The organism is Caballeronia sp. HLA56 (assembly GCF_054655155.1).
On sequence record NZ_BAAHOB010000005.1, the window covers coordinates 1,796,244 to 1,811,531 of the forward strand.

At 62.1% G+C, this 15,288-nt stretch carries 13 protein-coding genes; 12 read left to right on the plus strand and 1 reads right to left on the minus strand.

From position 1 onward, the window contains the following. Window positions 1–87: 87 nt before the first annotated feature. The 10 genes from der (at window position 88) to ACYQ47_RS27995 (ending at window position 11,402) form a co-directional block, all read left to right on the plus strand. On the plus strand, window positions 88–1,428 hold the full coding sequence (der, locus tag ACYQ47_RS27950) for a ribosome biogenesis GTPase Der (RefSeq protein ID WP_244825333.1): 1,341 nt from the start codon (window positions 88–90) through the stop codon (window positions 1,426–1,428). 149 nt (window positions 1,429–1,577) lie between these two features. Beyond that, entirely contained in the window at window positions 1,578–1,814 is a 237-nt protein-coding gene (hfq, locus tag ACYQ47_RS27955; RefSeq protein WP_006999489.1) for an RNA chaperone Hfq, read from the plus strand. An 83-nt stretch (window positions 1,815–1,897) separates the two neighbouring features. After that, window positions 1,898–3,163: a GTPase HflX gene (gene hflX, locus ACYQ47_RS27960; protein ID WP_244825332.1), complete on the plus strand. Its 1,266-nt coding sequence runs from the start codon at window positions 1,898–1,900 to the stop codon at window positions 3,161–3,163. 83 nt (window positions 3,164–3,246) lie between these two features. Next, window positions 3,247–4,668, plus strand: coding sequence for an FtsH protease activity modulator HflK (hflK, locus tag ACYQ47_RS27965; protein WP_310395983.1), 1,422 nt, complete (start codon window positions 3,247–3,249; stop codon window positions 4,666–4,668). A gap of 13 nt (window positions 4,669–4,681) precedes the next feature. Further along, window positions 4,682–5,587 carry a protease modulator HflC gene (hflC, locus tag ACYQ47_RS27970; RefSeq protein WP_459907970.1) on the plus strand — a complete coding sequence of 302 codons (906 nt, stop codon included), beginning with the start codon at window positions 4,682–4,684 and terminating at the stop codon, window positions 5,585–5,587. A 54-nt stretch (window positions 5,588–5,641) separates the two neighbouring features. Continuing rightward, window positions 5,642–5,827, plus strand: a complete 186-nt coding sequence (locus ACYQ47_RS27975; protein ID WP_244825329.1) for a DUF2065 domain-containing protein — start codon at window positions 5,642–5,644, stop codon at window positions 5,825–5,827. Window positions 5,828–5,924: 97 nt separating this feature from the next. Then, window positions 5,925–7,076 (plus strand): ATP phosphoribosyltransferase regulatory subunit, encoded by a 1,152-nt coding sequence (locus ACYQ47_RS27980; protein WP_250464955.1) that lies wholly within the window; start codon window positions 5,925–5,927, stop codon window positions 7,074–7,076. A 143-nt stretch (window positions 7,077–7,219) separates the two neighbouring features. Further along, a complete protein-coding gene (locus ACYQ47_RS27985) occupies window positions 7,220–8,566 on the plus strand; it encodes an adenylosuccinate synthase (protein WP_250492305.1) in 1,347 nt (448 codons plus the stop codon). A 104-nt stretch (window positions 8,567–8,670) separates the two neighbouring features. Continuing rightward, complete coding sequence (locus ACYQ47_RS27990; RefSeq protein WP_244825326.1) at window positions 8,671–9,231, plus strand: phosphoribosyltransferase; 561 nt, start codon at window positions 8,671–8,673, stop codon at window positions 9,229–9,231. Between the two features lie 278 nt (window positions 9,232–9,509). Then, window positions 9,510–11,402, plus strand: a complete 1,893-nt coding sequence (locus tag ACYQ47_RS27995) for a potassium transporter Kup (RefSeq protein WP_244825325.1) — start codon at window positions 9,510–9,512, stop codon at window positions 11,400–11,402. Window positions 11,403–11,474: 72 nt separating this feature from the next. On the opposite strand, the gene ACYQ47_RS28000 is transcribed toward ACYQ47_RS27995, so the two are convergent. Next, window positions 11,475–13,823, minus strand: a complete 2,349-nt coding sequence (locus ACYQ47_RS28000) for a Tex family protein (RefSeq protein ID WP_459907974.1) — start codon at window positions 13,821–13,823, stop codon at window positions 11,475–11,477. A gap of 265 nt (window positions 13,824–14,088) precedes the next feature. Here ACYQ47_RS28000 and ACYQ47_RS28005 point away from each other — a divergent pair, with 265 nt between their 5' ends. Continuing rightward, window positions 14,089–14,949 (plus strand): colicin transporter, encoded by an 861-nt coding sequence (locus ACYQ47_RS28005; RefSeq protein WP_244825323.1) that lies wholly within the window; start codon window positions 14,089–14,091, stop codon window positions 14,947–14,949. Window positions 14,950–14,993: 44 nt separating this feature from the next. Next, window positions 14,994–15,215: a DUF465 domain-containing protein gene (locus tag ACYQ47_RS28010; RefSeq protein ID WP_244825322.1), complete on the plus strand. Its 222-nt coding sequence runs from the start codon at window positions 14,994–14,996 to the stop codon at window positions 15,213–15,215. Window positions 15,216–15,288 lie beyond the last annotated feature (73 nt).

A 15,288-nucleotide genomic window follows, 5' to 3' on the forward strand; every position in this document is an offset into this window, starting at 1 on the left:
CGCAGCCGTGGCGCGGCATGAGCGGAACGAGAGGTCTCGTTCGCACGCCTCGTGTGCCGTCTTGCGTTCAACCTTGAACAACATCTGATGAAACCCGTGATTGCCCTCGTCGGGCGCCCCAATGTGGGGAAATCCACCTTATTCAACCGGCTGACGCGTTCGCGCGATGCACTCGTCGCCGATCTGCCCGGCCTCACCCGCGACCGCCATTACGGTGAAGGCCGCGTGGGCGGCGAGCGGCCGTATCTCGTCGTGGATACGGGCGGCTTCGAGCCGGTCGCGAAAGACGGCATCCTGCACGCAATGGCCCGGCAGACACGTCAGGCGGTGGAAGAGGCAGACATCGTCGTGTTCATCGTCGATGGACGCAACGGGCTCGCGCCGCAAGACAAGGCGATTGCCGACTATCTGCGCAAGACCGGCCGACCGCTTTTTCTCGTCGTGAACAAGGCCGAGGGCATGAAGTATTCGGCCGTCGCGTCCGACTTCTACGAACTTGGTCTCGGCGATCCGCGCGCGATCTCGGCTGCGCACGGCGACGGCGTCACCGAGATGATCAACGACGCGCTCGACATCGCTTATGCCGGTCAGCCCGAGGAGAGCGAAGAAGAGAAGGCGCAGCACGGCGTGAAGATTGCCATCGTCGGACGTCCGAACGTTGGCAAGTCGACGCTCGTGAACGCATTGCTCGGCGAGGAGCGCGTAATCGCGTTCGACATGCCCGGCACCACGCGCGATTCGATTTATATTGATTTCGAGCGACAAGGCCGCAAATACACGCTTATCGACACGGCGGGCTTGCGTCGTCGCGGCAAGGTGTTCGAGGCCATCGAGAAGTTTTCGGTGGTGAAGACCTTGCAGTCCATTTCCGATGCCAACGTCGTGATCCTTTTGCTCGACGCCCAGCAGGACATCTCGGATCAGGACGCGCACATCGCGGGCTTCGTGGTCGAACAGGGCCGCGCGCTCGTGGTCGGCGTGAACAAGTGGGACGGTCTGGATTCGCATGTGCGCGAGCGCACGAAGGCGGATCTCACCCGCAAGCTCAAGTTTTTGGACTTTGCTAAATTTCACTACGTCTCGGCGCTGGAGAAGAGCGGCATCAGCCCATTGATGAAGTCTGTCGATGAAGCCTACGCCGCCGCCATGGCCAAGTTGCCGACACCGAAGCTCACGCGCGCGCTCATCGACGCGGTGGAGTTTCAGCAGCCGCGCCGTCGCGGTCCAGTTCGTCCGAAGCTGCGTTATGCCCACCAGGGTGGACAAAATCCGCCGATCATCGTGGTGCACGGCAATGCGCTCGACGCCATTACCGAGACTTATAAACGCTATCTGGAAGGGCGCTTCCGAGAAACTTTTGGATTGGTCGGGACGCCACTGCGCATAGAGTTCCGGTCAAGCCATAACCCATACGCGGACAAAGGCTGAAAGCCGCGTGAGTCAAGCGTTTCAGGCCGGTCGGCCATTTGGCCAGGCTGGTGCGGAAACGAAAATCAGCTATAGTGTAGCGATTGTCGGCGGATCTCTTTTTCTTCGCCGACAATACATCCAACCTGCAAAAAAACACGGAGTTTGCTATGAGCAACAAAGGGCAATTGTTACAAGACCCGTTTTTGAACGCGCTGCGTAAGGAGCACGTGCCGGTGTCGATCTATTTGGTCAACGGCATCAAGCTTCAAGGAAACATCGAATCGTTCGACCAGTATGTCGTGTTGCTCCGAAATACGGTCACACAGATGGTCTATAAGCACGCCATTTCCACCGTCGTGCCGGCCCGTCCGGTGAATTTCCACCCGGACGCTGAATCGTCCTAAACCTCGTCGCGACCGGCGCTGTTTTCACAAAAAGCGAACAACAAACAATTCGCCGGTCGCTTCAAAAACCGAAAAATATCAATTTGATCAATGCAGCGCTCGTCGGCATCGACTTCGGCAAGATCGATTTCGAAGCCAGTCTGGAAGAACTCAGCCTGCTCGCACAAAGTGCAGGCGCCCATCCCGCCGTCACGCTAACCGGCCGCCGTTCGGCTCCGGACGCCAAGATGTTCATTGGCAGCGGCAAGGTTGAAGAACTGCGCCTTTCTTGCGAAGCGAACGACGTCGAACTCGTCATTTTCAATCACGCACTCGCGCCCGCGCAGCAGCGCAATCTCGAACTCGCGCTCGACCGCCGCGTGGTGGACCGCACGAGCCTCATCCTCGACATCTTTGCGCAGCGCGCCCGCAGCCACGAAGGCAAATTGCAGGTCGAACTCGCACAGCTGCAGTATCTGTCGACACGGCTCATTCGCGCGTGGACTCACCTGGAACGGCAAAAGGGCGGTATTGGCTTGCGCGGTCCGGGCGAAACGCAGCTCGAAACGGACCGCCGGCTGATCGGTGAGCGTATCAAGGCGCTCAAGACCCGGCTCGAGAAGTTGCGCCGTCAGCATGGTACGCAGCGTCGTCAGCGCACGCGTAATCGCACGATGTCGGTCTCCCTCGTCGGCTACACGAATGCGGGCAAGTCCACGCTGTTCAATGCGCTCACGAAGGCGCAGGCGTACGCCGCCGACCAGCTTTTCGCCACGCTCGACACAACCTCGCGTCGCGTCTATCTCGGCGAGGAAGCGGGGCACGTGGTGGTATCGGACACGGTCGGGTTCATCCGCGAATTGCCTCACCAGCTCGTCGCGGCGTTTCGCGCCACGCTCGAGGAAACCATCCACGCAGACTTGCTGCTGCATGTGGTTGATGCATCGAGCGCCGTGCGCCTCGATCAGATCGATCAGGTGAACGAGGTATTGCGCGGCATCGGCGCGGATTCCATCCGGCAGGTTCTCGTCTTCAACAAGATCGACGCGGTGCCTGAGCTGGCGGCCCGTGGCGAAGCGGTTGAAAGGGACGAGTATGGTAATATTTCGCGCGTCTTTTTGAGTGCACGCTCGGGCCAGGGGCTCGATGCGCTGCGCGCTGCCATCGCCGAAATCGCTGCTGCGGAAACGGACGAAAGCGAAGAGGCCTTACCAAGCGTGCTCGCTGAAATCGAAGCGCCGCAACTCGAGTCCGATGCAACGCAATCCCCGCTGTCCGGGTCAAACGAAACACACGACACGAACGCGCAGCCGGAAGACCACCGGCTGACCGAACAACGTGACCACAAGGTTTCCGAGCACGGTCACTGATCGGCTCGCGGAACTCCGGATTGCATCGCCCGGGCTTATCTGTCTGGATGTCTACCCCCGGCTGTCTAATGGTGAATCACCGAGTGAACGACTACAACGAGCGGACTAACAGGCAGCGCATGCATGCCGCCTTTTCGATCAACGATCCGCGCTGGGGGCGGGGCGAAGGCAACGGCGTGAAGAACGACTCGAAGCGTCCGCAAGACGGCAAGCGCCCGAACGGCAAGGACGAAGGCCCGCCCGATCTCGACGAGATGTGGCGCGACTTCAACCGTCGCATCGCCGGTCTGTTCGGGCGCAAGCCCAACGGCGGTGCGCCGCGCGAGAATGGCCGCGGCACGCGCATCGGGCTTGGCATCGTCATTGGCGTGCTGATCGCCATCTATCTCGGCAGCGGCGTGTTTGTCGTACAGGACGGTCATGTCGGCGTGGTATCGCAGTTCGGCAAATATCGGCAAACGGTGGCGCAAGGCATTCACTGGCGCCTGCCGTATCCGTTTCAGTCGCACGATATCGTCGACATCTCGCAGGTCCGCTCGGTCGAAGTGGGTCGCGGCACCGCGCTCGCGCAAGGCAACGTGCGCGATGCCTCGGTTCTGACGAACGACGCCGATATCGTCGACGTGCGCTTCGCCGTGCAATATCAGATCAAGTCGCCGACCGACTTCCTGTTCCGCAATCTCGATCCCGACCAGAGCGTCACGCAGGCGTCGCAGGCGGCAGTTCGCGAGATCGCCGGGTCCATCAGCACGGACGACATGCTCTACAAGGATCGCGAGGCGTTGCGCGCGCGTCTGACCGAATCCATCCAGCGCTCGCTCGATCTCTACCGCACCGGTTTGCAGGTGACGGGCGTGACCGTGCAAAGCGTGCAGGTGCCGACGCAAGTGCAGGCGGCATTCGAGGAAGCTTCGCGCGTGCGTCAGGACAACGAGCGCGCTCGCGACACCGCGCAAGCCTATGCCGATCAGCTGCTGCCGCGTGCGAAAGCCGACGCGGCGCGTCTCGTCGACGAAGCCACGGCCTACGGCAATCGCCAGGTCACCGAAGCACAGGGCGACGCCGAGCGCTTCAAGCAGGTCTACGAGCAATACTCGAAAGCGCCCGCAGTCATTCGTCAACGCATGTACCTGGACACGATGCAGCAAATCTATTCGCGTACCACGAAGGTCTTCGTTGACAGCAAGGCAGGCAATAACGTGGTGTACCTGCCGCTGGACAAGCTCGTCGAGGCGAATCGTCAGCAGGTGAAAGAAGCCGATGCCGCCAGTGCCGCCGCAGCCGCAAGCGCGCCCGCTGGCGATGGCGCACAGGCGCGTGCGCCGGGCGTGGCGTCGTCGCCGGCCGTGTTGAGCGCGCCGGCCAACGGAGCGATCAACGGCGCGGCCAGCGCGACGACTGCAGCCAGTGCGGCCAGCGCGGCCAGTGCCGCAAGCAGTGCAAGCGACCCGCTGCGCTCCCGCGATGCTTTCCGCTCGCGCAATCGTCAAGACGACCTGCAATAAGGAGCGCGAGAACATGAATCGAATCATTGCGCTTGTGGTCGTTGTCGTGATCGTGCTGTTCATCGGTTCATCGATGATCTTCACGGTCGACGAACGGCATGCTGCCGTCGTGGCTTCCCACGGTGACGGCGAACCGAAACTCGACGGCCCGGGCCTGCATTTCAAGCTGCCCGCGCCGTTCCAGACGCTCACGCTCGTCGATACCCGCACGCTCACCATCGACGAAGCGGGCGCGGACCGCTTCGCCACGTCGGACAAGAACGACGTGCTGGTGAATACCGTCATCAAGTATCGCGTGGCCGATCCGCTCAAACTGTTCGAGAGCAACGAGAAGAACACGCAGACCGCGCAGGAGCGCATCGTCGGGCTCGCGCGCACGTCGCTCGCCAGTGCGTTCGCGAAGCGTTCGCTCACGGACGCGCTCGGCAGCCAGCAAACGCTCGCAAGCGAAGCGCAGAAGTCGGTGGAAGACGCGGCGGCGGCCTTCGGCGTGCAGCTCGTGGATCTGCAGATGACGCGTATCGACTTTCCGTCCGTGGTAGCCGACTCGGTCTACAAACGCATGATCGCGGCGCGTCAGCAGGCCGCCGCCATCGAGCGCGCGAAGGGCACGGCGGACGCCGACAAGATCAAGGCGGACGCCCAGCGCGAACAACAGGCGATTCTCGCCGATGCATACAGTCAGGCACAGTCCATCAAGGGCGAAGGAGACAGCAAGGCGGCAGCCATAGCGGCGGACGCCTACGGACGCGATCCGCAGTTCTACCAGTTCTATCAGAGCCTCGAAGCGTATAAGAAGACCTTCAAGCCAGGCGACGTGATGGTGGTCGACCCGAGCAGCGATTTCTTCCGCTTCATGCGCGGCCCGAACGGCGGCAGCGCGGATGTTTCTTCCGCGGCTGCCACGGCCAAGCGCTGATCGTGCCCCGCGAAAGCGCGATCCGTTCGCGCTTTCGCCTTTCTCCCTTGGAACATGGCCGAGACGTTACTGCTCGCACTTGCGTTGATGCTGATCATCGAAGGAATGTTTCCCTTCGTTTTTCCGACCGCGTGGCGCGATACCTTTCGCCGCATCGCGGAACGCCCGACGCATCACATCCGCATCGGCGGACTGATTGCGATGGTGCTCGGGCTCATCCTGCTGCTCATCGCAACGTGAGCACACCGTGATGCGCCAATTGGCCTATCTTGTTTAAATCCGTTCGTCAAAGCGCGCCGCGTCACGCCGCGCCGCGCGCCCCGTAGGAAACGTATCGATGTCCACCTGGTTACTTCCCGAGAATATCGCCGACGTCTTGCCGTCGGAAGCCCGCAAGATCGAAGAGTTGCGACGCCGTCTGCTCGATCGTTTCCGTTCGTACGGTTACGAGCTCGTGATGCCGCCGATGCTCGAATATCTCGAATCGCTTCTGACGAGCGGCGGCAGCGATCTGAACCTGCGCACCTTCAAACTCGTCGATCAGATGTCCGGGCGCACGCTCGGCTTGCGCGCGGACATCACGCCGCAGGTCTCGCGCATCGACGCGCATCTCCTGAACCGGCATGGCGTGACGCGTCTGTGCTATGCGGGCAACGTGCTGCACACGCGTCCGCGCGGCCTGCACGCGACGCGCGAGCAGATTCAGATCGGCGCGGAAATCTACGGTCACGCGGGGCTCGAAGCGGACCTCGAAATCCAGCAACTGATGCTCGATTCGCTGCATCTCGCGGGTCTCACGAAAGTGCGTCTTGATCTGTGCCACGCGGGCGTGCTCGCCGCGTTGCTGGAACTGGAACCGGCGGCTGCATCGCTTGGCGAAGCGCTCTATGAGGCGCTCGCGAGCAAGGACGTGCCGCGTATCAACGAACTCACGGCGCATCTCGGCCAGGTGCCGCGCGAAGCGTTGCGCGCGCTGCCTACGCTCTACGGCGACGCCTCGGTGCTCGAAACCGCGCGCGGCCGTCTGCCGAATCTGCCGGTCATCGCGCGTGCGCTCGACGATCTCGCGTTTCTCGCAAGCCAGGTCGACGGGGCCGAACTCATGATCGATCTCGCCGATTTGCGCGGCTACGCGTATCACAGCGGCGTGATGTTCTCCGCCTATGTCGACGGCGTGCCCAACGCGGTTGCGCATGGCGGCCGCTACGACGATGTCGGGCTCGCCTACGGACGTGCGCGCCCGGCAACGGGCTTTTCGCTGGACCTGCGTGAAGTCGCGCGTATTTCTCCCGTCGATGCCCGCGGCAGCGCGATCCTTGCACCGTGGAAGCACGAAGACACGCTACGCGCCGCCGTCGCCGCATTGCGCGATGCCGGCGAAGTGGTCATTCAGGCGCTGCCGGGCCACGAGCACGATCTCGACGAATTCGCCTTCGACCGCGTACTCATCGAGCGCGACGGCCAATGGATCGTCGAAGCGCGCGCCTGAACGCGGCGCCTAAGCGCGGCGCATGAAGTGAGCCGCGCGTCATACGAATGGATGCCGATTTCCTAACCCCGACGTATCCCGAAAAATTCGGAACCTGTGGCGAACATAGGTAAAATACGTTTTTAACCAGCTAACGAATCAACATGTCTGCCAGTGCAGTGAATGTGAACCCGGGGCGCAACGTCGTCGTGGTGGGCACCCAGTGGGGTGATGAGGGCAAGGGCAAGATCGTCGACTGGCTGACGGACCACGCCCAGGGCGTCGTGCGCTTCCAGGGCGGTCATAACGCCGGCCACACGCTCATCATCGGCGGCAAGAAAACCATTCTGCGCCTCATCCCTTCGGGCATCATGCGCGCGGGCACGGCCTGCTATATCGGCAATGGCGTCGTGTTGTCTCCGGAAGCTTTGTTCAAGGAAATCGACGAGCTCGAAGCCGCGGGCATCGACGTTCAGAAACGCCTGTTCATTTCCGAAGCCGCCACGCTCATTCTTCCATATCACGTCGCGATCGATCAGGCGCGCGAAGCGCGTCGCGGCGCGGGCAAGATCGGCACCACGGGGCGCGGTATCGGTCCGGCATACGAAGACAAGGTCGGCCGTCGCGGGCTGCGCGTGCAGGACCTCTTCGACGTGCCGGTGTTTTCCGAACGTCTGCGCGAAGTGTTGGACTTCCACAACTTCGTGCTGAGCAAGTACCTGGGCGCGGCCGAAGTGGACTACCAGCAAACGCTCGACACCATGCTCGGTTACGCGCCGCGTCTCGAACCCATGGTTACGGACGTCTCGCGCCGTCTGTACGACGAAAACCACGCTGGCCGCAATCTGTTGTTCGAAGGTGCGCAAGGCACGCTGCTCGATGTCGATCACGGCACTTACCCGTTCGTCACGTCGAGCAACTGCGTCGCGGGTGCGGCGACTTCGGGCGCGGGTATCGGTCCGCAACGGCTCAACTACATTCTCGGCATCACCAAGGCGTATTGCACGCGCGTCGGTTCGGGCCCGTTTCCGAGCGAACTGTACGATGCCGACAACGCGCAACGTCAGGACCAGGTGGGCTTGAACCTGGCGACCGTCGGCAAGGAATTCGGTTCGGTCACGGGTCGTCCGCGTCGCACGGGCTGGCTCGACGCCGCCGCGCTGCGCCGCTCCATTCAGATCAACGGTATTTCGGGGCTGTGCATCACCAAGCTCGACGTGCTCGACGGTCTCGAAGAAGTGAAGCTGTGCGTAGGCTATAAACTCGACGGCAAAGAGGTCGATATCCTGCCGCGCGGCGCCTCGGAAGTGGCGCGTTGCGAACCGGTCTACGAGACCTTCGGCGGCTGGAAGGAAAGCACCATCGGCATTACGCAATGGGACAGTCTGCCCGAGAACGCGCGTGCTTATCTCGTGCGCGTGCAGGAAGTTGCCGGCGTGCCCATCGACATGGTGTCGACCGGACCGGACCGCGATGAAACCATCCTCTTGCGTCATCCGTTCAAGGTCTGAGCGCGAGCGTTTCAACCTGAGCCGGACGCTGTAAAGAATGTGGCCGCTACCTTGCGGCCACATTTCATATATAACCCGTAGTACGTATTTGAAAGAGTCTTACCATGATCGCGATGACGGACCCGCGCAACGACGACAAAAATCTTTGGGTCAACTGGGATGAATATCACCGGTTGATCGAAGTCCTCGCGCTCAAAGTACACGACTCAGGCTGGAAGTTCGACAAGATCCTGTGTCTGGCGCGCGGCGGGCTGCGCGTCGGCGACCAACTTTCGCGCATTTACGACTTGCCGCTCGCCATTCTCGCAACGAGTTCGTATCGCGAAGCCGCGGGCACGGAGCAGGGCGATCTCGACATCGCGCAGTACATCACCATGACGCGCGGCGAGTTGTCCGGCAACGTCTTGCTGGTGGACGATCTGGTCGACTCAGGCGTTACGCTCGCGCGCGTGCAGGAGCATCTGAAGGAGCGCTATCCGGCCATTACGGCGGTGCGCTCGGCCGTGCTCTGGTACAAGGCGTGCTCGAAGGTTACGCCCGACTATCACGTGCAGTTTCTCGAAACCAATCCGTGGATTCATCAACCGTTCGAGGAGTGGGACACGGTACGGCCGCACAATCTCGGCGCCTGGATCAAGCGGGGCCTGCAGAACAGCCGCGAGTGAGCGCCACTCGTCGCCTCGTTCTTGCTGCCCGATAACGGGCAAGACGCCGTTCGTCCCGCTTCATCCCGGGCGCAACGGCGTTTTTGCTTTGGGTCACCTAATTTCACAGATGCAGCCAAGCGCCCTGAATCGTTCAGCCGACGCGCACGAAACGCGATGCTAAACTCACACACGCGTGTTGCCGGGCAATCGGGCAATACGAGAGGCAGCGTTTTTGCACGCGACGTTAGATAGAATGGCGTTCGTTTCTCTCCGCCCTGGACGGACATCTCGCTTTTATGACTAACATGACTCACGCGCAAGAGCATAAACAGCCTTTGCCATCTCTTGCGCTCGCCGCCATTGGCGTCGTCTTTGGCGACATCGGTACGAGTCCGCTCTATTCCCTGAAGGAAGCGTTCAGCCCGTCGCACGGCATCGCGCTTTCCGAGGCGTCCATTCTCGGCGTCATCTCCTTGCTCTTCTGGGCCATCGTCATGGTGGTCGCGGTCAAGTACGTGCTCTTCGTCATGCGCGCCGACAATAACGGCGAAGGCGGCGTGTTCGCCATGATGACGCTCGCGCTGCGCAGCGTGAAGGAGCCGGGCCGCATGTCGGGCGTGCTGCTGATGCTAGGCATCTTCGGCGCCTGCATGTTCTATGGCGATGCGGTCATCACGCCCGCCATGTCGGTCATCTCGGCGGTGGAAGGGCTGGAACTCGCCGCACCGAAGCTGTCGCCTTACGTGCTGCCGATCACCATGGTCATCCTGGTCCTGCTGTTCTGGATTCAGCGCCATGGCACGGCAGTGGTCGGCAAGCTATTCGGCCCGATCATGCTGGTGTGGTTCATCACGCTCGCCGTGCTGGGCGCTTATCACATCGTGCTCGCACCGGGCGTGCTGGTCGCACTCAACCCGTACTATGCAATCTCCTTCATGGCCTCGCACGTGTTGCAGGCGTATATCGTGCTCGGCTCGGTCGTGCTGGTGCTGACCGGCGCGGAAGCGCTCTATGCCGATATGGGCCACTTCGGCGCGAAGCCCATTCGCTGCGGCTGGTACGCGCTCGTCATGCCGTCGCTTCTGCTGAATTACTTCGGGCAGGGCGCGTTGCTCATGCACACGCCGTCGGCCATCGAAAGTCCGTTCTTCTTGCTGGCGCCAGACTGGGCCTTGCTCCCGCTCGTGATCCTTTCCACCGTCGCCACGGTGATTGCATCCCAGGCAGTGATTTCGGGCGCGTATTCGCTGACGAGTCAGGCTATTCAGCTCGGTTACGTGCCGCGCATGAAGATCCTGCATACGTCGGAACTGGCGATCGGGCAGATCTATATTCCGCTCGTCAACTGGATGCTGCTCTTCATCATTCTGTGCATCGTGGTGGGCTTCAAGAGTTCGGAGAATCTGGCGGCGGCTTATGGACTGGCCGTGACCGCGACCATGCTCGTCACGACCATCCTGCTCTCGGTGGTGATGGTCAATCTCTGGGGCTGGAACCGCTGGCTCGTCGGCGCGTTGATCGCGGTGCTGCTCACGATCGACATCGGCTTCTTCGGCGCGAGTCTGTTGAAGATCGGGCAGGGCGGCTGGCTGCCGCTGTGCATCGGCGGAATACTCTTCTTCCTGCTGATGACCTGGTACAAAGGCCGCATGATCGTGAAGGATCGCACGGCCGCCGACGGTATTCCGCTCATGCCGTTCCTGCAAGGGCTGCTCGCGCATCCGCCGCATCGCGTGTCGGGTACGGCGATCTACCTGACAGGCAGCGATTCGCTCGTGCCCGTGAGTCTTCTGCACAACCTGAAGCACAACAAGGTGCTGCACGAGCGCACCATTTTCCTGAACTTCATCACGCGCGATATCCCGTATGTGGATGGCGCGCATCGCATGGAAGTGAAGGACGTTGGCGGCGGGCTCTTTCTCGTGAAGGCCGCGTATGGCTTCAATGAAACGCCGGACGTGAAAGCCGTGCTCGAACAGATCACGCGCACGCACGCAATGACGTTCGAACTCATGGACACGTCGTTCTTCATGGCGCGTGAAACCGTGGTGCCGACCGAGTTGCCGGGCATGTCGGTGTGGCGCGAGCGCGTGTTCGCGTGGATGCATCAGAACGCCGCGAAGCCGACGGACTTCTTCAGCATTCCGGCCAATCGCGTCGTGGAGTTGGGCACGAAGATCGAAATCTGACGAGCGCTTGCTTCTGGAAACAAAAAACCCACGCCGCAAAGCGTGGGTTTTTTGTTTGAAGCGTGCCGGCTGTCAGCGTTTGAGCTTGGCGAAAGCAGCGGCCATCGCGCCACCCGGTTCCGGCTCGCGGCGCTGATTATTCGAACGCGCATCGCGCCCGCCGCCCGCGCGCCGGTCCTGCTGGCCTGCACGCGGTTGCGAAGGCGCGCCGCTGCCTGCCGCTGCCGGCGCGAAGTCATCGTCGAGACGCATGGTCAGCGAGATGCGCTGCCGCTTCACATCCGTTTCGAGCACCTTCACCTTGACGACCTGGCCTGCCTTCACGACTTCATGCGGGTCCTTGATGAACTTCGTCGACAGCGCGGAAACGTGCACGAGTCCGTCCTGATGCACGCCGATATCGACAAACGCGCCGAACGCCGCGACGTTCGTCACCACGCCTTCGAGCACCATGCCGGGTTCGAGATCCGCGATCTTCTCGATGCCTTCGCGGAACGTCGCCGTCTTGAACTCCGGACGCGGGTCGCGGCCCGGCTTTTCCAGTTCGGCGAGGATGTCGCGCACGGTCGGCAGACCGAAGCGGTCATCGACGAATTCGGTGGGCGAGAGGCCCGTGAGCGCTTCACGCTTGCCGAGCACATCGCCGACATGCTTTTTTATTTTCGCGAGAATGCGCTCGACGACCGGATACGCTTCCGGGTGCACCGACGAGCGATCCAGCGGATTATCGCCGTTGTTGATACGCAGAAAACCCGCGGCCTGCTCGAACGTCTTGTCGCCGAGACGCGGCACCTTCTTCAAATTCTCGCGCGACGCAAACGGCCCGTTGGCATCGCGATAATCGACGATATTGCGTGCAAGCGTCGCGTTCAAACCGGATACGCGCGCAAGCAGCGCGACCGAAGCCGTGTTGGCATCGACGCCGACGGCGTTCACGCAATCTTCGACGACCGCATCGAGCGAGCGTGCGAGTTCGCGCTGATTCACGTCATGCTGGTACTGGCCGACGCCGATCGCTTTCGGGTCGATCTTGACGAGTTCCGCGAGCGGGTCCTGCAGACGGCGCGCAATGGAAACCGCGCCGCGCAGTGAAACATCGAGGTCCGGAAATTCCTTCGCCGCGAGTTCGGAAGCCGAATACACCGACGCGCCCGCTTCGGACACGACGATCTTCTGCAGCTTGAGTTCGGGATGCTTCGCGATGAGCTCGCTCGCGAGCTTGTCGGTTTCGCGCGATGCCGTGCCATTGCCGATGGAAATGAGCTCTGCCTGCGTCGCCTTGGCAATGCGCGCGAGCTTCGCGAGCGAACCGTCCCAATCGCGGCGCGGCTCGTGCGGATAGATGGTGTCGGTGGCCAGAACCTTGCCCGTGCGATCGACGACGGCGACTTTCACGCCGGTGCGCAGACCCGGATCGAGGCCAATCACGGCTTTCGGGCCAGCGGGCGCGGCGAGCAGCAAGTCCTTCAGATTGCGCGCGAACACGCGAATGGCTTCGTGCTCGGCTTCCTCGCGCAACTTGGTGAGCAGTTCGTTTTCGATATGCGGCTGCACCTTGACACGCCAGCACCAGCGGCACACGTCGGCGAGCCATTTGTCGCCCGCGCGGCCGCGATTGGCGATGCCCACGTGCTGCGCGATCATCACTTCGCCCGGATGCGGCGTTTGTGCGTCGAGTTCCTCGCCGAGCCCGAGTTTCACGCTCAGGACGCCCGCGTTACGGCCACGGAACAGCGCGAGCGCGCGATGCGATGGCACCGTGCGGATGGTTTCGCTGTAGTCGTAGTAGTCGCGGAATTTTTCGCCTTCCTCGCCTTGCTTGCCCTCGACCACGGTCGACATGACAAGCCCCTGGTTGAACAGGTGCTCGCGCAGCTTGCCGAGAATCTCGGCCGTTTCGCCGAACTGCTCGGACAGGATATCGCGTGCGCCGTCGAGCGCGGCCTTGGTATCGGCGACGCCTTTTTCCGTATCGACGAACTTCGCGGCTTCGCTCTGCGGATCGAGCGTCGGGTCGGCGAGGAGCGCCTGTGCAAGCGGTTCCAGGCCGGCTTCGCGAGCAATCTGCGCGCGCGTGCGGCGCTTCGGCTTATACGGCAGATACAGGTCTTCCAGCACCTGCTTGCTGTCCGCGCCTTCGATCGATGTACGCAGTTCGTCGGTGAGCTTGCCTTGCTCGTCGATGCTCGAAAGAATCGTGGCGCGCCGGTCTTCGAGTTCGCGCAAATACAGGAGGCGTTCTTCGAGCGTGCGCAGTTGCGTGTCGTCGAGATTGCCGGTCACTTCCTTGCGATACCGGGCGATGAACGGGACAGTCGAGCCTTCATCCAGAAGCTGCACGGCGGCGGCCACCTGGCGCGGCTGCACGGTAAGCTCGGTGGCAATGCGCTGTACGATCTTGAGTGCTACGGTTTGCGTCATGGTCTGCGCTGTCTGCTCTCTGCTGGCCTTGTGCAACGGCAAGACGCAGGGCGCGCATCTCGTGCGACGCGTTGCGCGCTTTACGCCCTGTGTCCCGCTTGGTGCGCGCTGACTACTTCTTGCGCCTCGCAAAGCGGGCGTGCTGCCGGTTGCGGCCGGGTTGCTTGAGCGGGGGATTTTGCCATAAATGGAGAAGGGCTCCGGTTCACGGTGATAGAATTTCGGCATCGCGCAGGCTGCATTGCGTCTGTCGTTGCATCGCTTAATGCATCGGGTCTTTATCACGTTGCCGTCCATTCATTTGCCCAAACTTCGCCTTTCCCCGCTCGCGTCCATCTGCGCCGCGTGCGCGTTTCTGTGCACGCTCGTTCTCGCGCCGAATGCCATCGCGCAGACGCCCAAGGGCATCGACCCCACCACGTCGGTGCGCGCCACGCCGCTCGGCGATGCCTCATCCGCCATGGTCAGTGCCGAACCGAGCGCCGAAGACGCGCTCAAGGCCGACAACGCGCGCCGGCAAAAGGCGCTCGACAAACGCACCGCGCAGAACGACTACGCATACGGCGTCAAGGAACACGACTGCTACGGCAAATTCTTCGTGAACCACTGTCTCGACAACGCGCGCACGGCCATGCGTGAAGAGCGCAAGCAGATTCGCCAGCAGCAGCTCGCTCTCGACGACGAACAACGCGCCGAGCGCACGAAGCAGCGCGACGAACAGACCGCGCTCAAGCAGGCACAATACGATGCGGAAGCGCCGCAACGCGCCGCCAGCGAAAAGTCGAGCCAGCAGTCCTACGAGGAAAAGCAGCGTCAGAACGCGCTGTCCGCCGCGCAACGTCAGGCCGAGGCGCCGCAGCGCGCGGCCAATCAGGCCGCGTACGACCGCAAGCAGGCGGACTATCAGCGGCAACTCGAGGAAGCGCGCGCACGCGGCGTGCAGGACGCGCAGGACCGCGAGCAGAAGGCGGACCGTTACGAACAGAAACAACGCGATGCCGCGCAGCATCGCGCGGAAGTCGAGGCGCGTCAGAAAGAAGCCGCGCGCAAGCAGCAGGAAAAGGCACAGCAAGCCCAGCAGGCGCAACAGCAGCAACAGCAGCAACAGCAGCAACCAGGTAAGTGACGCCCAAGGCACCGCCCGGGCGATGAGGATGAAAGGAGGCGAGCATGCAGCAGCGCTTGAACGCACCCCGACAACCCGCCGTGGATGCCACCGTGCTCCGCGATCGCATCACGCAATTGCAGGAAGAGCATCACGGCTTGTCCACGCTCATCGACAAGATGGGCGGTATCGACGACCTCGAGCTCAGGCGCTTGAAAAAGCGCAAGCTCAAGGTGAAAGACACCATACTTCTGCTGCAACTGCAGCTCGACGGCGACGCGCATTGAAGCGCATCGACGCGGGTCGAGGCGCTTGAGGCAGCAAAGCGCCGCCATGCGCCGTGACCGCAACCGCAGGATC